A 19,766-nucleotide genomic window follows, 5' to 3' on the forward strand; every position below is an offset into this window, starting at 1 on the left:
ACATGCGCGCCGGACTGTTGTTGAGCCTGCTGCTGGCCGGCGTCGCCCAGGCCCAGGAGCCGGCGCGGCCGATGACCCTGGACGACTTCCTCAAGCCGGAGCCGTCCGCCGAAGCGCCTCCCGAGGAGGCCGTGCCGACAGAGACCGCGCCGGCGGATTTCCCGCCCGTGGAGGCCTTGCCCGCCGAGGCGCCGGCCGTCGAGACGCCGCCGCCCGAGTCGCCGAAGCCCAAGACCCTGATCGAGGCCCTGACCGCCGCGGGCTTCGACCCCAAGACCAAGGTCGAGGGCGCAAGCGTGCAGGTCGTGCAAGGCCAACGGGCCCTGTTCCACCTGGACGCCAAGGCCGGTCCGGTGCTTGACGGTATCGAGACGGGCAAGCTGGGCGCCGCGCTTCCGGAGGGCCAGGCGGAGACCTACAGGGGCTCCGGCGCCGGCCGCATCGGCCTGGCGCTCGACGCCTCGCCCGCGAAGAAGCAATCCTACATGAAGGTCTGGAACGGGCTTGCCGCCCCGGTTACGTTCGAACTGGAACTGGCGGCGATCCGCAAGGGCCAGCTCATGCGCCGCAAGGTCGAGGGCTGCGCCGTCACGGCCGGCGGCGTCCACAGCCAGGCCTGGCCAGATCCGATCATCGCCGTCACCGTGTCCAAGGTCGCCCTGGCGGCCCGTGGCGCGACACCCTGCAGCTAACGAGAAACACCCATGGCCCTCGACCTCGAAACCCGCGAACAGCTCATCGACACGGTGCGCCGGTTCGTCACCGAGCGGCTGCGGCCGCTGGAGGCCAAGGTCTCGGAAGACGACGCCATCCCTGACGAGGTGCTGGCCGAGATGCGCGAGCTGGGCCTCTACGGCCTGTCGATCCCCGAGGCGTTCGGCGGTCTGGACCTCTCCATGGAGGACGAGTGCCTGGTGGCCGTGGAGCTCGGCCGCACCAGCCCGGCCTTCCGCTCGGCCTTCGGCACCAATGTCGGCATCGGCAGCCAGGGCCTGGTGATGTTCGGCACCGACGAACAGAAGGCCAAGTACCTTCCCGGCATCGCATCGGGGGAGATCATCACCTCCTTCGCGCTCACCGAGCCGGAGGCGGGGTCCGACAGCGCCAATGTGCAGACCAAGGCCGTGCTGGACGGGGACGCCTACGTCCTCAACGGGACCAAGCGTTACATCACCAACGCCAACAAGGCCCACCTGTTTACGGTGATGGCTCGCACCGATCCCGCTAAGCCTGGCGGCGGCGGGGTCTCGGCCTTCCTCGTGGAGCGCGACCTGCCGGGCCTGTCGGTGGGCAAGCCCGAGAAGAAGATGGGTCAGCAGGGCGCCCATATCTGCGACGTGAACTTCGACAATGTCCGTGTGCCGGTGGCCAACCGCCTGGGCCGGGAGGGCGAGGGGTTCAAGGTCGCCATGCAGGTGCTGGACCGCGGCCGTCTGCACATCTCGGCGGTCTGTATCGGCGTGGCCGAGCGCCTGATCGCCGGCAGCGTCGCCTACGCCACCGAGCGCAAGCAGTTCGGCCAGGCGATCTCCAACTTCCAGCTCATCCAGGGGATGATCGCCGACTCCAAGACCGAGAGCCTGGCGGCCAAGGCGCTCACCATGGAGACCGCCCGCAAGCGCGACGCCGGTCAGAGCGTGACCATGGAGGCCGCCGCGGCCAAGTACTTCGCCTCCGAGATGGTCGGGAAGGTGGCCGACCGCGCGGTGCAGATCTTCGGCGGGGCCGGCTATGTCGCCGACCACGGGATCGAGCGGTTCTATCGCGACGTGCGCATCTTCCGCATCTATGAGGGCACCAGCCAGGTGCAGCAGGTGGTCATCGCCCGCGAGACCCTGAAGCGGGGCGGCTGAACATGAGCGTCGATATGGAGGCCGTGATCCTCGAGATCCTCGGCAAGCTGCCGGCCGGCAAGTCGGCTTCCTCGGAGGAGGTAGCCCGCGCCGCCGACAACGAGAACTGGCGCAAGCTGACCGGCCACGTGCGAAACACCGCCCGGGGCCTGGCCCGTCAGGGTAGGATCGTCGTCACCCGGCATGGCAAGCCCGCCGATCCCGAGACCTTCAAGGGCGTCTACCGGCTGCGCCTGCCGCTGCCCGGCGAGACCGCCACACCGCAAGGAGCTGACCAATGATCCTCTATGGCTCGTCTCTCTCGCCCTTCGTGCGCAAGACCCTGGCCTTCGCGGCCGAGAAGGGCATGGAGCTGGAATTGCAGCCCGCCGGCATGGGCGGCGGCCCGCCGGAGTTCAAGCTGGCCAGTCCGTTCGGCAAGATGCCCGGCTTCAAGGACGGCGACTTCCTGCTGTGCGACTCCACGGCGATCATCACCTATCTGGACGCGATCCAGCCCGAGCCGAACCTGATCCCCACCGAGCCCAAGGCCCGGGCCAGGACGATCTGGTTCGAGGAGTTCGCCGACACCATCCTGATCGCCGCCGCGGGGACGATGTTCTTCAACCGCATCGTCTCGCCCAAGTTCCTGGGCAAGCCGGGCGACGAGGCCGCCGCCGCCAAGGCCGAGACCGAGACCCTGCCGCCGATCCTCGACTACCTGGAACAGGTGTTGCCGGCGTCCGGCTGGCTGGTCGAGGACCGCATCACCCTGGCCGACATCGCGGTGGCCAGCGTGTTCGTGAACCTCAGCCACCTGCAGTGGAAGCCGAACGAGGAACGCCATCCCCGGGCCACGGCCTATGTCCAGAAGGTCCTGGCCCGGCCGTCCTACGCCAAGTGGGTCGAGGCGGAAAAGGCGATGTTCGCGGCCTAATCGCGCACGGGCCTGCAACTCGTTGGGCGGAAAAGCTATATCCGCTCCATGAGCCTGCCCGTCGTCCTCGCCGAGATCGCCGCCTGCCGGGCGTGCGCGGGGGAACTTGCCCACGAGCCACGGCCGGTGGTCATGGTGACGCCCAAGACTCGCCTGCTGATCTGCGGTCAGGCGCCCGGTCGTCGCGTGCACGAGAGCGGCATGCCCTTCACCGATCCGTCCGGGGAGCGGCTGCGCGGCTGGATGGGGATCGACGCGGAGACCTTCTACGGCCGGCCTGAGATCGGCGTGGCGGCCATGGCCTTCTGCTTCCCCGGAACCGATCCCAAGGGCGGGGACTATCCGCCGCCCAAGCGCTGCGCCCAACTCTGGCGCCCGCGCCTGCTGGCCGCCCTGCCGGAGATGGAGCTGACCCTGCTGGTCGGCGGCCACGCCCAGGCCTGGGCGCTTGGCGACCGGGCCAAGGCCAATATGACCGAGACCGTGCGGGCCTGGCGCGAGTACCTGCCGCGCTATCTGCCCATGCCCCATCCGTCCTGGCGCAACACCGGCTGGCTGAAGCGTAACCCCTGGTTCGAGGCCGAGGTGGCGCCCTATCTTCGCCAAAGGGTGCAAGGCATTCTGACGCCATGAGACTGTTCGCCGTCCTCCTGGCCGCCCTGCTGCTCAGCGCCTGCGCCACCATGAGCGTGCAGCAGGCCGCTCAGCCGCCGGTGGGCTTCCAGGGCCCGCGGCTGGAAGGCGCCGCCTTCGTCAGCTTCGACGGCTCGCGCCTGGGCCTGACCCGCTGGGAGGCCGTAGGCGAGCCCAAGGCGGTGGTGGTCGCCGTCCACGGCATGAACGACTACGCCAACGCCTTCCATTTGGCGGCGCCCCAGTGGGCGGCCGACGGCGTGACCACCTACGCCTACGACCAGCGCGGTTTCGGCCGGTCGCCCAATCGCGGGGTCTGGGGCGGTGACCAACTGATGGTCGAGGACCTGCGGACCATGGTCGCCCTGGTCCGGGCCGAGCGTCCGGGCGTCCCGGTGATCGTGGCCGGCGAGAGCATGGGCGGGGCGGTGGCCATCCAGGCCTTCGCCTCGGATCGCCCGCCGCCGGCCGACCGGCTGATCCTGATGGCGCCGGCGGTCTGGGGCTGGTCGAACCAGCCCTTACCCTACAAGACCACCCTGTGGCTCGCCGCGCGGGTGACGCCCGGCAAGATCTACACGCCGCCGCGCTGGCTCGCCGAGCGCGTCCAGCCGACCGACAATCGCGCGGAGCTGATCGCCATGGGCCGTGATCCGCTGATGGTCTGGGGCGCGCGGTCCGACACGATCTACGGACTGGTGGCCCTGATGGAGCGGGCCTGGCGGCAGGTGGCGATGGTCAAGGTGCCGGTGCTCTACGTCTACGGCGCCAATGACGAGATCATTCCCCGCAAGCCCTCGCTGCAGGCGGCCCGGAAGCTCAAGCCCACCGATCGCTCGGCGTTCTACGACAAGGGCTGGCACCTGATGACCCGCGACCGCCAGGGGCCGACGGTCATCGCCGACCTGCTCGCCTTCATCAAGGATCCCGCGGCGCCGTTGCCTTCGGGCGCGCCGCCGATTCCAGGGGCGCCGACCCATCCGAACCGATCGTTGGTGACGGACTCCGCGACAACGGCCCGGGCGGGGTTGTGAACCCCTGGCCATCGGCGTATGGGCTGCGGCAATACCTTCCACGTACAGGCGACGGCCCGGCATGACCTTGTTCGATTCTCCTTCATTCGAGGGACATGAAGGCGTCCATTCGTTCTTCGACGAAAAAACCGGTCTTAAAAGCATCATCGCCGTGCACTCCACGGCCCGGGGCCCCGCCGCCGGCGGCTGCCGCATGTGGCCCTATGCCAGCGCCGAGGCAGCCCTGGAGGACGCCCTGCGGCTGTCGCGGGCCATGTCCTACAAGAATGCCATGGCCGACCTGGAGCTGGGCGGCGGCAAGGCCGTGATCATCGGTGATTCCCGCACCCAGAAGACCCCGGCCCTGTTCGAGGCCTTCGGCCGCGCCGTCGACAGCCTGGGCGGCAAGTACTGGACCGCCGAGGACGTCGGCGTCTCGCCGGCCGACCTGATGAGCGCCCGCAAGGCCACCCGCTATGTGGCCGGTCTGGAAGGCCACGCCGCGGCCTCGGGCGATCCCTCGCCCGTCACCGCCGAGGGCGTGTTTCGTGGGGTGCGGCTGGTGGTGCGGCGGGCGCTGAAGCGCGACCTCGACGGGGTCACGGTCGCTGTCCAGGGCGTGGGCCATGTGGGCGCCTACCTGGCCGAGAAGCTGCACGCGGCGGGCGCGAAGCTGATCCTCACCGACGTCAACGAGCAGGCCCTGGCCGAGGTCGCCGCCCGTACCAACGCCAAGGTCGTGGCGCCGGGCGCCATCTTCGACGCCGAGGCCGACGTCTTCGCGCCGTGCGCCTTGGGCGGGGCGATCAACGCCTCCACCCTGCCGCGGCTGAAGGCCAAGATCATCGCCGGCGGCGCCAACAACCAGCTCGCCGATCCCGAGATCGGTCGCGAGCTGTTCGAGCGCGGCATGCTCTACGCCCCCGACTATGTGATCAACGGCGGCGGCATCATCAACGTAGCCGCCGAGATCCGCGGCCTGGAACGCGGCGAGGCCTTCGACCCGACCTGGGTCGCGGCCAAGCTCGACCGGCTGATGGTCACCCTGGAGGAGGTGCTCGACCGAGCGCTGGCCGAAGGCCGCCCGACCCACGAAGTCGCCGGCGACATGGCCAAGGCCCGCATCGCCCAGGCGGCGGCCGAACGCCTGGCCGCCTAGGCCGCCGCGGCCATGGGCTTCCAAGGCTTCGGGTGTTGGGAGCGGAAGCCCCCGGCCATGCGGTTCCAGGCGTTGATCGCGCCGATCAGCAGGGTCAGCCTGACCATCTCAGCCTCGCTGAAATGCGGCTTCTAAGGCGTAGGACGGGTCGGCGCCTCGTGGCGTGACATGCGGCCGCCGACTTCCGGGGCGGAATCGACGGGACCTTCCATCGTGCAGACCACGCCGCCCGGCGCGAACGCCAGGCGCACGTCGCCGCCGATCTCGCGGGCCAGGCCCCGTTCCAGAAGACGGCTGCCAAAGCCGCGGCGGGTCGGCGGCGCCACTATCGGTCCGCCGGACTCCGCCCAGATCAGGCGAAGCAGGGCGCCGCCGGCGGCCGCGACGATCGTCCAGTCGATATCGATGCGCCCGGCCTCGGTGGACAGGCTGCCGTACTTGGTGGCGTTGGTGGCCAGTTCCTGCAGGGCCATGGCGATGGCGAGCGCCGTATGCGGCGCCAGGCGCACGTCGGGGCCGGCCATGCCCAGGCGCTGCCCGGTGATCGAGCGATAGGGCGCCATGGCCTCGGCGACGATCTCGCGCAGCCCCGCGCTCTCCCAGTTGGCGCGGGTCAGGACATTGTGGGCCCGCGACAGCGACAGCAGCCGATCCTCGAAGGCGAGGCCCGCCTCCTCGATGGAGGAGGAGACCCGCAGGGTCTGGGCCGAGATGTACTGGACGGTGGCCAGGGTGTTCTTCACCCGGTGGTTCAGCTCGTTGATCAGGAGCTGCTGGTGCTCCTCGAAACGCTTGCTCTGGGTGATGTCGCGGAACGCGCCGATCACCCGGCTGGGCGCGCCGGTCGGGCCGCGGACGATCTCCACGTGGCGGGCCATCCAGCGGACCTCGCCGGTGTCCGCGCGGAGGATGCGGTATTCGCTGCCGCCGACCAGATCCTCCATCGGCTGGTCGGAAACTGGAAGGGCATAGGGGCGATCCTCGGGATGGATCATCTGCACGGCCATGGCCATGGTGAACTCCGTTTCCGGATCGACGCCCCACAGGCTGCGGGCGACGTCGGACGCATAGAGTTCGCCGGTGGCCAGATCCCACTCGTAGGTCCCGATGCCGCCGGCCTGCTGGGCGATCCGTAGCCGCGACTCGTTCCCCCGCAGCGCCACTTCAGCCTCCTTGGCGGCTGTGATGTCGCGATAGAAGGCGGCCAGGCCGTCCTCCATCGGATAGAGCCGCAGGTCCAGCCAAAGGTCGTTGTATCGATGCTGCAGGGCGAGCGGGCCACGCTCGCTCATCGCCTGGCGATAGGCCGCTTCGATCCGCCCGCCCAGCATTTGCGGCCAGATCTCCCAGGGGGTGAATCCGAGCATCGCCTCCTTGGCCAGGGCCGCCAGCCTCAGGCCCTCGGCATTGACCTCCACGACCCGGAACTTCGGATCGAGGATCATGAACCCCTCGCTCATGGCGCCCAGAATCCGCGCCGCCCGGGCGTTGTCGATCTGAGCGGCCACGTGCTGGGCGGTGACCTTGTTGAACAGGGCCAGCACCCCGCCTATTCCGCTGGGCTGGTCATCGTCATGCACCGGGGTGAAGCTGTAGGTCCAGTAGACGTCCTGGAGCTGGCCCTCGCGCACGATGGTCATGCGCTCGTCCTGGCGCCATGTCCCGGCGCCACCGGCCATCACCTGCTCAAGTTGGGGCCGGAAGACCTCCCAATTGTCGTTCCAGCAGAGCCGGGCGGGCTGTCCCAGATAGCTGGGGTGTCGTTCCGGACCCAGGGCCGCGCTGCAGGGGTCGTTGTAGAACTGGATGAGCTCGCCGCCCCAGAGGACCAGCATGGGCTGGCGGGCGGCCAGCATTGTCCGCACCGCGAACTTCAGGGGCAGGGGCCAGGTCGCCGGCGGCCCCAGCGGCGTAGCCGACCAGTCGTGAGCGCGGATCCGGGCGCCCATGTCGCCGCCGCCCTCGAGAAAATTCGCCGCCCCATCTGGGCGCTGGTTGGACATGGCCATCTCTACGCGGACGCTGGTCCCATGCTTAGGAGATCGCCGCCGGGCCGCCAAGACACACTCGGAAGAGTTGAACGGACCTAGGCGAGCCGGGAGGTGCGCGGCTCCTTGACCCGGAAGACCAGCACCATGAGGGCGGCGATCAGGAAGGCGATGGAGATCGAGAACATCAGGCCGTAGCCGAGGGTCGACGAGATCAACCCGCCGAGCAGCGGGCCCAACGACCCCATGATCCCCTCCGCCGTGGCCGAGAAGGCGATCCGCATGGGCATCTCGTCGCGCTCGCCGAACTCCAGGATCATGGTGCCCGCGCTCATCATGTAGCCGGACTGCGCCGCGCCCAGGCCGAAGAAGGCGATGAAGATGGCGAGGAAGTCGTGGCCGGTCATCAGCACCACGGTCGAACCGATCCAGAGAACCAGCGAAAGCAGCATGATCAGCCGGAAGCCGGTCTTATCGCCCAGATAGCCCCAGACCAGGTTCGACAGCGTGTCGGCGCCGAGGAAGGCCAGGGACAGCAGGCCGAGATTCTTGCCGTTCATCTCGATCGTCGATGAGGCGAAGATTACGTAGAACGGCACGGCCATGCGCGCGGAGATGGTCAGCATCTGCACGACCATGAAGAACATGAAGCCGCGTTCGGCCAGCAGGGCCGGGAAGTCCTTGAACCGGTCGCGCAGCCGCGACTGGGCCCGCACGGTGGGTGGCTCCGGCTCGATCATCAGCAGTCGCAGGGCGGTGAGACCGAGGCTGGTGAGGGCGAACGCGAACAGGAATGTGGTCGAGTAGCCGTTACCGAACAGGTTGGCGTCGATGAAGTAGCGCCCGGCGAGATAGGCCAGGCCCGCGGCGATGACCCCGCCGGTGGCGTTGCGCCAGGCCTGCAATCGGCCGCGTCGGCTGATCGGGATCACCTTGGCCAGCAGCATGGAAAACACCACCCGCTGGGTGCCCATGAACAGGCCGAACAGGAACATGAAGCCGATGATGGCGACGACTTGCGACTGGCCCGACAGGAACCAGCCGGCCAGAGCCATGCCGATGATCTGCAGCCGCGCCAGCCCGCCCATCCAGATGGCCGCGGGCATGACCTTGGTGCGGTGCTCGATCTGGTTGGCGCCGATGATCGGGCTGATCACGCCGCCGAGCTGTTGCAGGCCCAGGCCCAGGCCGACCACCAGGTTGGAGCCCGACAGCATGTACAGATAGGCTGGCAGGAAAGTCGGCGCGTTGATGAGCCGAAAGCCCGTCATGCCCAGCATGCCGTGCAGGTAGTGGGCGACATAGTTGCGCTTCAGATTGTCCCAGACGAACTTCTCGTAGGCGGTTTCCTTCTCCGCCAGGCTGGGTTCCGTCGTCGTCACCTCGGGCGTGGCCGCGGCCTCGCCCTCTTCCTCAAATCTTGATTCCAACAGCGTCGCGCCCGCGCGTGCAGGGAATGAAAGCCGCGCCGGCTCTCCCTAATGCTTATCGACTTAATTCAATGACCCCGGTCTAGCAGACTCCCCAAAAGGGGAAAGCCCCAAAGGTCCGCGGGCGTCATACCCGGCGCAAGAACTAGGGGAGCCGGCCGCCTCGATGTGGCGCGGGCGCGTCGCGCCCTAAGCCACGGAGTCCCAGCGCCCGTCGTCGTCCAGGGCGTCCTCGAACTCGGCCACCACCTCCATCACCCGCTCCAGGGGGATGCAGCGACCCAGGCGCTCGGCCTCGTGGGTGGCGACATAGATGCCGATCCATTGCAGCAGGGTGGACTCGCCGGCCTCGGCCCGCAGGGCCACGGGACCGCCCGAACAGCCGGCCCCGCCGATCCCGTCGACGTGGAAGCTGTAGGGGTTGATCCGGTAGTCCGAGGCCAGGGTGAAGCCCCGGGCGATCGGCGCGTCGCGCAGGATGGCGGCCCCGCCGGGATAGCCGTAGATCAGGCCCTGCGAGCCGGCGGTGAGCGCCAGCCCCTGGGGCGTCACCTGGTAGTCGCCGAACCGACCCAGCATGTTGATCGCCTGGGGTTCGTGCTTCAGCCGGACGGGCACGGCGGCGATGTCGAGGGCGGCGTCGTCCGGGTCGCCGTGCCAGGCGAACAGGGGCCGGGTCCCGTCATAGAGCGGGATATCCAGCCCAAGCGCCTCGCAGGTCAGGGTGTGGCCGTAGAGCTCGCTCCAGGTCGCCTCGGTCCCCCGGTTCTGGAAGTAGAAGGTGTTGGGTTTCAGCAGGCAGTGAAGTGCGGTCAGGACAAGGTAGCGGTCGCCGCCCAGATGGTAGAGGAAGCCCGAAAACACCTGATGCGGCGCCCCCGATTTCAGACGGGTGGCGAACCGCGGCGTCGCCAAGGCGAAAGGGTCCATCAGGTCCATCGCGTTTTCCATGTCGGCGACCCGACGGTCGAGACGTCGCCAAGCCATTACGACGCTTTCAAGATTCCTTCGATAGTCTCTGCGGCATGTAGCCAACTGCATTCATTTCGAGTCGTGTTTGAGTAGCTTTTGACGGGTTCCCCCTCGCCCCCCATCCTTGACGACCGCGCCTGGGAAGGGCCGCGCGCCCTGTTGCGCGCTGTCTGGGCCACGCCGGGGACCGGCGCCGACGTCGGCGGCCCGGCCGTGGACACTCTGTTCGCTACCGGCGCGTCCCTGGCTGGCGCCGCGGCCCTGGCGCCGCAGCAGGCGGTGTCCCTGGCGGTCCTGACCGCCGGCGACGAGGCCGCCTTCGCCGACGAGGTGTTCGAACGCTGGTTCCCGCGTCCCGCCTCGGTGATCGAGCTGCGACGGCTGGCGGCCCTGGCGCGGCGGGGTGAGCCGCGGATGGGACTGATCGAGACCGCCGACGGCGTCGTGGTCGCCGCCTGGGCCGGCGCCGGGCCCGCCGCCGAGCGATGGCCCCTGACGCCTCAGGCCAGGCAGGCGCTGGATGCCCCGGGCCGGGTCCTGGTGGTGATCTTCGCCCCCACCCGGTCCAGCGAGCTGGCCGCCAGCGCCGCGGACGCCTTCGGCCTCTCGCCCTTGGAGGCGCGGCTGGCCGAAGCCTTTCTCTCGGCGCCGACCCTGGAGATCGCCGCCGCCCAGGTTGGGGTGGGGCGTGAGACGGCGCGCGACGCCCTGGACCGCATCATGGCCAAGACCGGCGTGCGGCGCTCGACCGACATCGTGCGGCGCCTGACCGAACTTATGTGCGCCGCGCCGGACGAGACGCCGGCCGCCTCCGACGCGCTGGTCGAGACCCTGGGCCTGACGCCGGCGGAGGCGGGGGTCGCCCTGCGCATCGCCGCCGGCCGCTCGCACCGGGAGGCGGCCGACGACCTGGGCCTGAAGCTGGAAACCGTCCGCGGCTACGCCAAGGCCGCGCTCGCCAAGGTGGGCGTCGCCCGCGCCAAGGACCTGGCGCGGTTGGTGACCGAGATCCAGGCTCTGTCGCGGCTGGTCGCCGTGGCCGAACCGATCTTCACCTCCGACGCCTCGCCAGCCCGGCTGCGGCTGATCCCGACGGAGCGCGGGCGGCGGCTGGCCTTCCTGGACTACGGGCCGCAAAGCGGCGCGCCGATCTGCGTCTTCCATGGCTTCATGGCCGGCCGCAGCCTGCCGCCGGCTCAGGTTCGCGCCCTGCAGCGGCGGGGCCTGCGCCCGCTGGTGCTTCAGCGGCCGGGCTTCGGCCTGACCACGCCGGCGCCGGACGAGACCTATCTGGACCAGGCGATCGAGGACCTGGCGACCCTGCTGAGGACCCTGCGGATCGACCAGACCCTTATCCTGGCGCGGGACGGTGGCGTGGCCGTCGCCCTGGGTTTCGCCGCGCGCCATCCGGCGCGGGTCGGGGGCGGCCTGCTGCTGAATCCCCGCCAGCCGAGGGGTCTGCCCAAGAGCTATCGCTCGCCGGTCGCGACCTTCACCCGCGGCCTGCTGAACAAGCCCCAGGTGATCGGGGCGCTGGGCGACCTGCTTCGCCGCCAGACCCGCACCGAGGCGGTCGAGGCCATTCTGCGGCGCGGCCTGACGGCGGTGGCAGGGGATCGCGCGGCGGTGGAGGACGATGCGGTCCGCCGTCAGCTGGTGCGCGACGTCCAGGCCCAGTTCGCCCATTCCAGCGCCGGCTTCGTCGCCGAGCACGCCCTCTACGCCCGCGGCTGGAGCCCGCCGACCCTGCCGCCCGAGACGGGTCCCTGGGCGATCGCCCACTGTGAGGGACTTGGCGAGGAGCCGCCGCGGGCCACCTGGTCGAAGCTGCCGGGCGTCAGCTTCCATGTCATTGCGGAGGCGGGCGTGCTGGTGCAGTTCACCCATGCCGACGCGCTGGCGGCGTGCCTGCCCCGGAACGACTAGGGCCGCCACTCCCCCAAGCAGCGGCCCAGTCGCCAAGTGCGCCAGTCGAAGCGCGGTCACGACAACAGGCCCCATCGACGGGGACCCCCGGAAGTCTAGGCGCCGTTCCGCGCGCCGCGCCGCCCCCTTTTGGGGGTGTGGCTCAAGGGCGACAGTGGGTCAGTGGCCTGGGCGCGGCTGGAAGGAGCGGGGCTGCTTGACCTTGCCCTCCGGCTTGTCGGCCTTCTGACCGTGCTGCGGCGTGGCCGCCGACTTGGGCGGGCTGAAGTTCGCCATCGTGTCCTGTTGCTGGAACCTCAGGGGCATGGGTTTTCCTCCGACGATTTCCTTGTCCGGCTGCTCATGCGGCGGCCTTGACGGGCTCGGTGGGGCGCACATCCACGCGGACGGTCAGGGTCGAGGCGCCGGGATCGCCCAGGATGGACCCGCTGACCGGTGAGGCTTCCTCGGGAATCCGGCTGACCGCCACGGGGATCAGGGCGGAGGACTCCGCCAGGCCGTTGGTGGGATCGAACTCCGTCCAGCCGAACTCGGGCAGGAAGACCTCGCACCAGGCGTGGGTCGCGCCGGCGCCGCGAATGCCCGACCGGGCCGGCGAGCAGAGATATCCCGTGACGAACCGGGCGGCGTAGCCCAGCCGCCGCAGGCTCTCGACCATCAGCCAGGCGAGGTCGCGGCAGGCGCCCGAGCCCATGGCGACGGTGTGGGCGGGGCTGCGGGCGTCGCCCTCCAGCCGCTGGGCGTAGTCGAACTCGTCATGGATGCTGGCGTTGATCCGCAGCACCAGGTCGAGCGCCGTCTCGTCGGGCCGCGGGACGTGACGGCGCACCCACTTGAGCAGCAGACCGTCCGGATCCTCGGTGGCCGGGTCGATGAACGGGTCCAGGACCAGGCGGTCGCAACGGTCATAGACGATGGGCATGGCGGTCTGGGGATCGTCGATCCGCAGCGGCGAGAGCGGGGCCGGGAATCGCTCGATCACCAACTCGCTGACGATGGACAGCGCGGTCGCCTGCCCATGCGGGGTCAGCAGGCACACGCAGTTGCCCAGGGCGTCGTACTGCCAGCGGGTTTCGCCCGCGGGGGAGAAGCTGAGCGAGGCGTGCACGATGCGGGTGGCGTGACTGTCGCGCGGCCGGACCAGCAGCCGGTGCGGCCCGAAGCCCACGGGCTTCTCGTAGTCGTACCGGGTCTCGTGGCGGATGGTCAGGCGGGTCATGGCAAGGTCGGAACAGTCCCACGGTTCCGCCGGTTCCCCGGGGAACCGAATATGGCGGCTGGACAGAACAAAGCAAGAACAATAACTTGCCTGCATGACCGTCCTGACCTTGAAGCAGAAGCTCGCCATCCTCTCGGACGCGGCGAAGTACGACGCCTCGTGCGCCTCCTCGGGGACCTCGAAACGGGACTCCTCGAACGGCAGGGGCGTGGGTTCAACCGAGGGGATGGGCATCTGCCACGCCTATGCGCCGGACGGGCGCTGCATCAGCCTGCTGAAGATCCTGCTGACCAATTTCTGCGTCTACGACTGCGCCTATTGCGTGAACCGGGTGACCTCCAACACCCCCCGCGCCCGGTTCACCGTGCAGGAGGTCGTCGACCTCACCCTGGGCTTCTACAAGCGCAACTATATTGAGGGTCTGTTCCTCTCGTCGGGCATCATCCGGAGCCCGGACTACACCATGGAGGAGATGGTCCGGGTGGCGCAGTCCCTGCGGCTGGACCACGACTTCCGGGGCTATATCCACCTCAAGGTTATCCCGGAGGCGGCGCCGGACCTGGTCAACAAGGCCGCGCTCTACGCCGATCGGGTCTCGATCAATATCGAGCTGCCCCGCGACGAAAGCCTGACGGCCCTGGCCCCGGAGAAGAGCGCCCAAGGCATCCGCAAGGCCATGGGCTCTGTGCGGCTGGGCATCGACCAGGCTGCCGACACGGCCGCCAAGGCCAGGCCGCCGAGCTTCGCCCCGGCCGGCCAGTCCACCCAGATGATCGTCGGCGCCGACGCCGCGACCGACGGTGAGATCCTGGGCCGCAGCGACCGGCTCTACGGCGCCTATGGCCTGAGACGGGTCTATTACTCCGCCTACAGCCCGATCCCGGACACCACCTCGCGCCTGCCGCCGATGCGTCCGCCGCTGATGCGCGAGCATCGCCTATACCAGGCCGACTGGCTGATGCGGTTCTACGGCTTCGAGAGGATCGAGATCGCCGCCGACAACGAGGACCTGGATCTGGCCATCGACCCCAAGTTGGCCTGGGCCCTGAAGAACCGCGGCCAGTTCCCCGTGGACCTCAACCGCGCCGACCGCGAGCGGATGCTGCGGGTGCCGGGTCTGGGCGTGAAGAGCGTCGACAAGATGATCGAGGTGCGCCGCTACAAACGGCTGGTGCTGGAGGACGTAAAGCGCCTGGCCCGGGGCCTGGCCAAGGTGAAGCCCTTCATCGTCACGCAGGATTGGCGGCCGGGCGCGCTTACCGACCAGGCCGATCTGCGCGCGACCCTCACGCCGCCGCAACAGCCGAGCCTGTTCTGATGCGTGTCGCGCGGCTTGCCTCGCAGACCGACTTCGCCGGCTGGCGCGCGGCGGCGCGGTCCTTGCGCGGGGCGGGCGTGTCGCCGGAGGCGGCCGTCTGGACCGTGGACGGCGAGGGCGACTTGTTCGATGAGGTGGTTCCGCTTCCTGCGACCACGGAGGGCGGGTTCACGGTGCCCAAGGGGTTCATGGAACTCGCCGAGCCGGTGATCCTGCACCGTTCGCCGGAGCGGTTCGCCCTGCTGTACCGGCTGCTGTGGCGGCTGCAGTCGGAGCCCAACTTGCTGCACATCGCCTCCGATCCTGATGTGGCCGCGGCACGGGACATGGCGGGTGCGGTCTCGAAGGCGGCCCACAAGATGAAGGCCTTCGTGCGGTTTCGGAAGATCGAGGACGCGCCGGAGGAGACCTACGTCGCCTGGTTCGAGCCCGCCCACCGGGTGACCGAGGCGACCGCGCCCTTCTTCGCGCGGCGCTACGCCAACATGGCATGGTCGATCCTGACCCCGGACGCCTGCGCCCATTGGGATCGCCGGAAGCTCCACTTCACGCCGGGCGCCGACAAGGCGGACGCACCGGACGGCGACGCGCTGGAGGACTATTGGCGGACCTACTACGCCTCGACCTTCAATCCGGCCCGGCTGAAGGTCGCCGCCATGCAGAAGGAAATGCCCAAGCGCTACTGGCGGAACCTGCCCGAGGCCGGCCTCATTCCGGAACTGATCGAAGCCGCCGAGGGACGAACCTCCGCCATGGTCGCGCAAACGCCGTCAGAACCCTCCCGCCGCATTGTGCGTCAGGCCCAGCGACTGTCTCGGGACGGTTCGTTCGAAGAGGGCGCGCCGGGCACCCTGGACGCGGTGGCCGCAGGCGTCGACGTTTGCCGCCGCTGTGAGTTGTGGCGCGATGCGACCCAGGGCGTGGCCGGGGAGGGACTGGCCACCGCGCGGCTGATGTTCGTGGGCGAGCAGCCGGGAGACCTGGAGGATCTGGCGGGCCGGCCTTTCGTCGGCCCCGCGGGCCAGATGCTGGACCGGGCGCTCGCCGAAGCCGGCGTGCCGCGCGCCGAGACCTATGTCACCAACGCGGTGAAGCACTTCCGGCACGAACAGCGCGGCAAGCGGCGCATCCACCAGACGCCCACCACGCGCCATGTGGAAGCCTGCCGCTGGTGGCTGGACGCCGAGCGCCGGATCGTGCGCCCCCGCGTGATCGTCGCCCTGGGCGGCACGGCGGCCCAGGCGGTGTTCGGCAAGGCCACTCCCATCGCCGCCAACCGCGGCAAGGCCCTGCAGCTGACCGATCAGGCCCAGGGCGTGGTCACCTACCACCCGTCCTACCTGCTGCGCGTGCCGGATGCGGCCGCGAAGGCCACGGCCCATGCGGCCTTCGTCGACGACCTGCGGTTCGCCTGGAAGCTGGCGAGCTAGGCACGCCGGGCGCCCCGCCAGGCCAGCAGCGCCAGGCCGATGACGACCATGGCCCCGCCCGCGCCCAGGAACGCGACGCGGTACGAGGTCGTGTCGGCCAGCGGGCCGAAGCCAAGCAGCATGACGGTGAGCGCCGTCAGGCCCGCGAAGTTGCGGGTCGCCGCCAGGGTGGCCCGCATCTCGGTCGGGATGGCGTCGTGCAGGCGGGCGTCGAAATTGATGTCGATCACCTTGAACAGTCCCGCGAGGATCGCGACCAGGGCGACGGTCCAGACCTGGAAGACGGCCGCGGCCACGACCAGCAGCGCCCCGATGCCGGCGAACAGGGCGAGGAAGCCGGGCTCGGGCATGCGCCGGAATCGGTGGGCGGTCGCCGCCCCGGCGCCCTGGGCCGCCCCGACCGCCGCGGCGAGCAGCGCCGCCTGGGCGGCGTCAAGCCCGACGCCGCGCCCGAAGACGGGCCAGAAGCCCTCCAGCCCGCCGCCGAACGCCTGGCTCAGCGCCAGCAGGAGGATGACACCGGGTATCACAGGGTGGGCGGCGGCATAGGCGAATCCCCGCTTCAGGTGGCCGAGATAGTCCGCCTTGCCGAGCGCCAGGGTCCGCGTCGCCCGGGGCAGGGCCAAGGCGGCCCCGGCCGCGGCCGCAGAGGCGGCGATGCTGGCGATCAGGGCCGCGGAATAGCCGAAGCGCACCGCATAGGCCGCAGCCAGGGAGGACAGCAGGATGGCGGCGAAGAGGAAGCCCTGGGCGCTGCCTATCACCCGGGCATAATCCTCGGCGCGCCCGACCTCGCGCAGTTCGTCATAGACCAGGGCCTCGAAGGTGCCGTTGGTGAAGGCGCTCTTGGCCCCCCAAAGCATCAGGCCGACCAGGAAGCCGGCGAAGCCCGGGAACAGCAGCCAGACGAGGAAGCCCAGGCCGCGGACGAGCTGGGCGCCGCAGAGCAGCCAGCGGCGGGAGAACCGGTCGGCGAGCAGGCCCGAGGGCATCTGCAGGACGAAGGCCGTGGTCGACCAGGCGATCAGGGTGACGGAGACCTGCCAGGGGGTCAGGCCGTGGTCGACGAACATCACCGCATAGAGCGGATAGATCAGCAGAAAGCCGTCGAAGAACTTGAACGTGCAGGCCGCGGCGAGGAGGCGCTGGAGCGGGGCCACGGCCCTAGGCCAGGAAGCCGGCCTCGGCGAAGTCGAGCATCCGCTTCAACAGCCCCTCGATGTCGCCCTCCCGCGTGGCGCCGTCCGACAGGACGTGCAGGCGGTCGAACTCGGCGAAGCGGTTGTTGTGGACCATGCCCAGGCAGAAGTGCAGCCGCCAGTAGACGCTCTCGCGCGGCAGGTCTGGGCAGGCGGCGATCAGGGCGTCGGCGAAGCGGGCTAGGTGGCTGACGTCCTTGGTCAGGGCCTCGCGCATCTCCTCGGTGCCCTCGCTGCGCGAGCGGATGATGAACTGCACCGAGATGCGCCGGTCGTTCTCCGGCGAGGCCCAGCGCAGCGGCGGGGCGAACAGGGCCTCGAGGATGTCGCGGACCGGCGGCTTGCCCTGGTTGCGGTCGGTAGCCTCGTGCAGCATCCGGGCCCGCTCGCGGTTCAGCTCCGCCGTGCGCCGGCGGAAGATCTCGAACAGCAGGGCGTCCTTGGACCCGAAATGGTAGTTCACCGAGGCGAGATTGACGCCGGCGTCGGCGGTGATGTCGCGCACCGAGACGTTCTGGAAGCCGTGCAGGGCGAACAATCGCTCCGCGGCGCAGAAGACCGCCGCCTTGGTGGCGGCCTCGTTGGGCTCGGCGATGTCGTTGGCCGGGGCGGCGTCCACGGGCGAATCCTTCACGTGCAACTCCACCTTAGCAGGTGAGACGTGAAGGGCGATGCGACCTTCTCGACAGCTTTTGGCTGCAACGACGCGATCTTCGGCAAGGAACTGGCCCGGTTGGATGGAATGGTCGCGAAAAGCGACCTGGTGATTAGCGCGCCAGCTCCCGCATGGCCTTGTCCAGCCCCTCGATGGTGAGCGGGAACATCCGGTCGCCGACCAGCTGCTTCATCACCTCGATCGACGGGGTGTAATCCCAGTGCCGCTCGGCGGTCGGGTTCAGCCAGATCATGCTCTCGTAGATATTGGCCACGCGGTCCATCCAGATGGCCCCGGCCTCCTCGTTCCAGTGCTCCACCGAGCCGCCCGGATAGGTGATCTCATAGGGGCTCATCGTGGCGTCACCGACGAAGATCACCTTGTAATCGCTGGAGAACTTGTGGAGCACGTCCCAGGTGTTCAGCTTCTCGGCATGACGCCGCCGGTTGTCCTTCCACACGCTCTCATAGAGGCAGTTGTGGAAGTAGTAGAACTCCATGTTCTTGAACTCGCTCCGCGCCGCCGAGAACAGCTCCTCACAGATGCGGATGTGGCTGTCCATCGAGCCGCCGATGTCAAAGAAGATCAGCACGCTGATCTTGTTGCGGCGCTCGGGACGCATGTTGATATCAAGGTAGCCCTTCTCGGCCGTCCCCTTGATCGTGGCGTTCATGTCCAGCTCTTCGGCGGCGCCCTCGCGGACCCATTTGCGCAGGCGGCGCAGGGCGACCTTGATGTTGCGGGTGCCGAGCTCGACGGAGTCGTCGAGGTTCTTGTATTCGCGCTTGTCCCAGACCTTGACGGCCTTGCCGTGGCGGCCCTTGTCCTGGCCGATGCGGATGCCTTCGGGGTGATAGCCGTTGGCGCCGAACGGCGAGCTGCCGTCGCCCTTCTGGCCGTTCTGACCCTTGCCTTCGCCGTCCCCGTCGCCTTCTTCGCGCTGCTTGCGCATCTGCTCGGCCAGGGCTTCCATCAGCTTGTCGAAGCCGCCCATGGCCTCGATCTGGGCCTTCTCCTCGTCGGTGAGGAACTTGTCGGAGATCCGCTTCAGCCACTCGGCGGGGATGTCGGCCACGCCGATCCCGTCGACCTTCTCCAGGCCCTTGAACACGTGGCTGAACACCTGGTCGAACTTGTCGAGGTTCTTCTCGTCCTTCACCAGGGCCGAGCGTGACAGGTAGTAGAAGTCGTCGACATTGCGTTCGATGACCACCTTGTCGAGCGCTTCCATCAGCATGAGGTACTCTTTGAGCGTCACGGGCACCTTGGCCTCGCGGAGCTCGGTGAAGAAACGCATGAACATGGGCAGGCTTCCCGAATAGGGGGACGAACAATCGTTTGACTCCGGAAGATGGGGCCCCCGGAGGCCGATGTCCAGCACGCCGTGCGGCGCAGGGCGGCCTGACGCTACCGGCGCACGCTTAGCTCTCCCGCGCGGGTTTGACAGCCAACATCGCTGGCTGAAGGCGTCGATGAGTCGGCGGCTAGGCCGGCATCTCGCGCAGCTTGCGCCAGACGGTCATGCGCGAGACGCCCAGGCGCCGCGCGATCTCCACCGGTCCGACCCCGGCGGCCTGCAGGGCGCGGATGTCGTCAGCCGGCGCGCCGCGGCGGCGGCGATCGATCCAGGGCGGCTCCACCGAGGCCACGGCCTGAAGCGCCGCGCGCAGGGCACGGCCCCCCTCGCCCTCCGAGGAGATGCCGGACTCGACCACGAACAGGTGGGCGCCGCGCGCCTCGAGCCGGCTCAGGGCGTCCAGCAGTGCGCGGCTGGAATGGGCCAGGTGGTTCAGGCGGGTGACCACCAACTGGTCGCCCGCGCCGATGAAATCGAGGATCGACGCCAGCACCGCGGAGTCGTCGGCCGCCGGGCCCGTGGGCTCCTCGGCCCGGACCACGTGGCACCCCAGTTCCTTTAGTATCGCCGTGTCGTCCGACGACCGCGCGTCGCGCAGCCGCACATACCCGATTTTCAACATCCCACCGTCGCCCGTGTCAGCTCTGCGATGATTGAGCTGAAGGTCGCAAACCCGGTCTCCGCCGTCAAAGACAGCT

Annotated in this window: 19 protein-coding genes; 10 read left to right on the forward strand and 9 right to left on the reverse strand. The window is 69.2% G+C overall.

Annotated elements, in window-relative coordinates:
* Positions 1–2: 2 nt before the first annotated feature.
* The 7 genes from M9M90_RS06025 (at position 3) to M9M90_RS06055 (ending at position 5,574) form a co-directional block, all read left to right on the forward strand.
* Positions 3–692 carry a hypothetical protein gene (locus M9M90_RS06025; RefSeq protein ID WP_254836258.1) on the forward strand — a complete coding sequence of 230 codons (690 nt, stop codon included), beginning with the start codon at positions 3–5 and terminating at the stop codon, positions 690–692.
* 12 nt (positions 693–704) lie between these two features.
* Positions 705–1,853, forward strand: a complete 1,149-nt coding sequence (locus tag M9M90_RS06030) for an acyl-CoA dehydrogenase family protein (protein ID WP_254836259.1) — start codon at positions 705–707, stop codon at positions 1,851–1,853.
* A 2-nt stretch (positions 1,854–1,855) separates the two neighbouring features.
* The gene (locus M9M90_RS06035) at positions 1,856–2,134 is read left to right on the forward strand and encodes a DUF3253 domain-containing protein (protein ID WP_254836260.1); all 279 of its coding nucleotides are present in this window, start codon (positions 1,856–1,858) and stop codon (positions 2,132–2,134) included.
* Positions 2,131–2,769, forward strand: coding sequence for a glutathione S-transferase family protein (locus M9M90_RS06040; protein WP_254836261.1), 639 nt, complete (start codon positions 2,131–2,133; stop codon positions 2,767–2,769). The genes M9M90_RS06035 and M9M90_RS06040 overlap by 4 nt, the downstream gene beginning before the upstream one ends.
* Positions 2,770–2,817: 48 nt before the next feature.
* A complete protein-coding gene (locus M9M90_RS06045) occupies positions 2,818–3,402 on the forward strand; it encodes a uracil-DNA glycosylase family protein (RefSeq protein ID WP_254836262.1) in 585 nt (194 codons plus the stop codon).
* Complete coding sequence (locus M9M90_RS06050; RefSeq protein WP_254836263.1) at positions 3,399–4,436, forward strand: alpha/beta hydrolase; 1,038 nt, start codon at positions 3,399–3,401, stop codon at positions 4,434–4,436. Before M9M90_RS06045 ends, M9M90_RS06050 begins: the two co-directional genes overlap by 4 nt.
* A gap of 61 nt (positions 4,437–4,497) precedes the next feature.
* Positions 4,498–5,574, forward strand: a complete 1,077-nt coding sequence (locus M9M90_RS06055) for a Glu/Leu/Phe/Val dehydrogenase dimerization domain-containing protein (RefSeq protein ID WP_254836264.1) — start codon at positions 4,498–4,500, stop codon at positions 5,572–5,574.
* A 131-nt stretch (positions 5,575–5,705) separates the two neighbouring features.
* Here M9M90_RS06055 and M9M90_RS06060 read toward each other — a convergent pair whose 3' ends face one another.
* From M9M90_RS06060 to M9M90_RS06070, 3 genes are all read right to left on the reverse strand, one after another.
* Entirely contained in the window at positions 5,706–7,577 is a 1,872-nt protein-coding gene (locus M9M90_RS06060; RefSeq protein WP_254836265.1) for a sensor histidine kinase, read from the reverse strand.
* 83 nt (positions 7,578–7,660) lie between these two features.
* The gene (locus M9M90_RS06065) at positions 7,661–8,992 is read right to left on the reverse strand and encodes an MFS transporter (RefSeq protein WP_254836266.1); all 1,332 of its coding nucleotides are present in this window, start codon (positions 8,990–8,992) and stop codon (positions 7,661–7,663) included.
* A 189-nt stretch (positions 8,993–9,181) separates the two neighbouring features.
* Positions 9,182–9,943 (reverse strand): hypothetical protein, encoded by a 762-nt coding sequence (locus tag M9M90_RS06070; protein WP_254836267.1) that lies wholly within the window; start codon positions 9,941–9,943, stop codon positions 9,182–9,184.
* A 180-nt stretch (positions 9,944–10,123) separates the two neighbouring features.
* Here M9M90_RS06070 and M9M90_RS06075 point away from each other — a divergent pair, with 180 nt between their 5' ends.
* Complete coding sequence (locus M9M90_RS06075) at positions 10,124–11,890, forward strand: alpha/beta hydrolase (RefSeq protein ID WP_254836268.1); 1,767 nt, start codon at positions 10,124–10,126, stop codon at positions 11,888–11,890.
* Positions 11,891–12,049: 159 nt separating this feature from the next.
* On the opposite strand, the gene M9M90_RS06080 is transcribed toward M9M90_RS06075, so the two are convergent.
* Both M9M90_RS06080 and M9M90_RS06085 read right to left on the reverse strand, forming a co-directional pair.
* A complete protein-coding gene (locus M9M90_RS06080; protein ID WP_254836269.1) occupies positions 12,050–12,196 on the reverse strand; it encodes a hypothetical protein in 147 nt (48 codons plus the stop codon).
* A 34-nt stretch (positions 12,197–12,230) separates the two neighbouring features.
* Entirely contained in the window at positions 12,231–13,109 is an 879-nt protein-coding gene (locus M9M90_RS06085; protein WP_254836270.1) for a transglutaminase family protein, read from the reverse strand.
* A gap of 94 nt (positions 13,110–13,203) precedes the next feature.
* On the opposite strand from M9M90_RS06085, the gene M9M90_RS06090 reads away from it, so the two are divergent.
* Both M9M90_RS06090 and M9M90_RS06095 read left to right on the forward strand, forming a co-directional pair.
* Positions 13,204–14,427 (forward strand): putative DNA modification/repair radical SAM protein, encoded by a 1,224-nt coding sequence (locus tag M9M90_RS06090; RefSeq protein WP_254836271.1) that lies wholly within the window; start codon positions 13,204–13,206, stop codon positions 14,425–14,427.
* Positions 14,427–15,857 carry a UdgX family uracil-DNA binding protein gene (locus M9M90_RS06095; RefSeq protein WP_254836272.1) on the forward strand — a complete coding sequence of 477 codons (1,431 nt, stop codon included), beginning with the start codon at positions 14,427–14,429 and terminating at the stop codon, positions 15,855–15,857. The genes M9M90_RS06090 and M9M90_RS06095 overlap by 1 nt, the downstream gene beginning before the upstream one ends.
* On the opposite strand, the gene M9M90_RS06100 is transcribed toward M9M90_RS06095, so the two are convergent.
* The 4 genes from M9M90_RS06100 to M9M90_RS06115 form a co-directional block, all read right to left on the reverse strand.
* Positions 15,854–17,017: an MFS transporter gene (locus M9M90_RS06100; protein ID WP_254836273.1), complete on the reverse strand. Its 1,164-nt coding sequence runs from the start codon at positions 17,015–17,017 to the stop codon at positions 15,854–15,856. The two genes, M9M90_RS06095 and M9M90_RS06100, sit on opposite strands and share 4 nt — an antisense overlap.
* A gap of 4 nt (positions 17,018–17,021) precedes the next feature.
* A complete protein-coding gene (locus tag M9M90_RS06105; protein ID WP_305885137.1) occupies positions 17,022–17,690 on the reverse strand; it encodes a TetR/AcrR family transcriptional regulator in 669 nt (222 codons plus the stop codon).
* A 133-nt stretch (positions 17,691–17,823) separates the two neighbouring features.
* Positions 17,824–19,014 carry a VWA domain-containing protein gene (locus M9M90_RS06110; protein ID WP_254836274.1) on the reverse strand — a complete coding sequence of 397 codons (1,191 nt, stop codon included), beginning with the start codon at positions 19,012–19,014 and terminating at the stop codon, positions 17,824–17,826.
* 181 nt (positions 19,015–19,195) lie between these two features.
* Positions 19,196–19,690 carry a recombinase family protein gene (locus M9M90_RS06115; RefSeq protein WP_254836275.1) on the reverse strand — a complete coding sequence of 165 codons (495 nt, stop codon included), beginning with the start codon at positions 19,688–19,690 and terminating at the stop codon, positions 19,196–19,198.
* Positions 19,691–19,766 lie beyond the last annotated feature (76 nt).

The organism is Phenylobacterium sp. LH3H17, assembly GCF_024298925.1.
GTDB lineage: Bacteria > Pseudomonadota > Alphaproteobacteria > Caulobacterales > Caulobacteraceae > Phenylobacterium.

Bases quoted from the DNA above. Each gene is read 5' to 3' on its own strand.
- M9M90_RS06110 (WP_254836274.1), bottom strand. From the start codon at position 19,014: ATGTTCATGCGTTTCTTCACCGAGCTCCGCGAGGCCAAGGTGCCCGTG.
- M9M90_RS06115 (WP_254836275.1), bottom strand. From the start codon at position 19,690: ATGTTGAAAATCGGGTATGTGCGGCTGCGCGACGCGCGGTCGTCGGAC.
- M9M90_RS06070 (WP_254836267.1), bottom strand. From the start codon at position 9,943: ATGGAAAACGCGATGGACCTGATGGACCCTTTCGCCTTGGCGACGCCG.
- M9M90_RS06035 (WP_254836260.1), top strand. From the start codon at position 1,856: ATGAGCGTCGATATGGAGGCCGTGATCCTCGAGATCCTCGGCAAGCTG.
- M9M90_RS06055 (WP_254836264.1), top strand. From the start codon at position 4,498: ATGACCTTGTTCGATTCTCCTTCATTCGAGGGACATGAAGGCGTCCAT.
- M9M90_RS06030 (WP_254836259.1), top strand. From the start codon at position 705: ATGGCCCTCGACCTCGAAACCCGCGAACAGCTCATCGACACGGTGCGC.
- M9M90_RS06040 (WP_254836261.1), top strand. From the start codon at position 2,131: ATGATCCTCTATGGCTCGTCTCTCTCGCCCTTCGTGCGCAAGACCCTG.
- M9M90_RS06025 (WP_254836258.1), top strand. From the start codon at position 3: ATGCGCGCCGGACTGTTGTTGAGCCTGCTGCTGGCCGGCGTCGCCCAG.
- M9M90_RS06060 (WP_254836265.1), bottom strand. From the start codon at position 7,577: ATGTCCAACCAGCGCCCAGATGGGGCGGCGAATTTTCTCGAGGGCGGC.
- M9M90_RS06045 (WP_254836262.1), top strand. From the start codon at position 2,818: ATGAGCCTGCCCGTCGTCCTCGCCGAGATCGCCGCCTGCCGGGCGTGC.
- M9M90_RS06080 (WP_254836269.1), bottom strand. From the start codon at position 12,196: ATGCCCCTGAGGTTCCAGCAACAGGACACGATGGCGAACTTCAGCCCG.
- M9M90_RS06095 (WP_254836272.1), top strand. From the start codon at position 14,427: ATGCGTGTCGCGCGGCTTGCCTCGCAGACCGACTTCGCCGGCTGGCGC.
- M9M90_RS06085 (WP_254836270.1), bottom strand. From the start codon at position 13,109: ATGACCCGCCTGACCATCCGCCACGAGACCCGGTACGACTACGAGAAG.
- M9M90_RS06050 (WP_254836263.1), top strand. From the start codon at position 3,399: ATGAGACTGTTCGCCGTCCTCCTGGCCGCCCTGCTGCTCAGCGCCTGC.
- M9M90_RS06090 (WP_254836271.1), top strand. From the start codon at position 13,204: ATGACCGTCCTGACCTTGAAGCAGAAGCTCGCCATCCTCTCGGACGCG.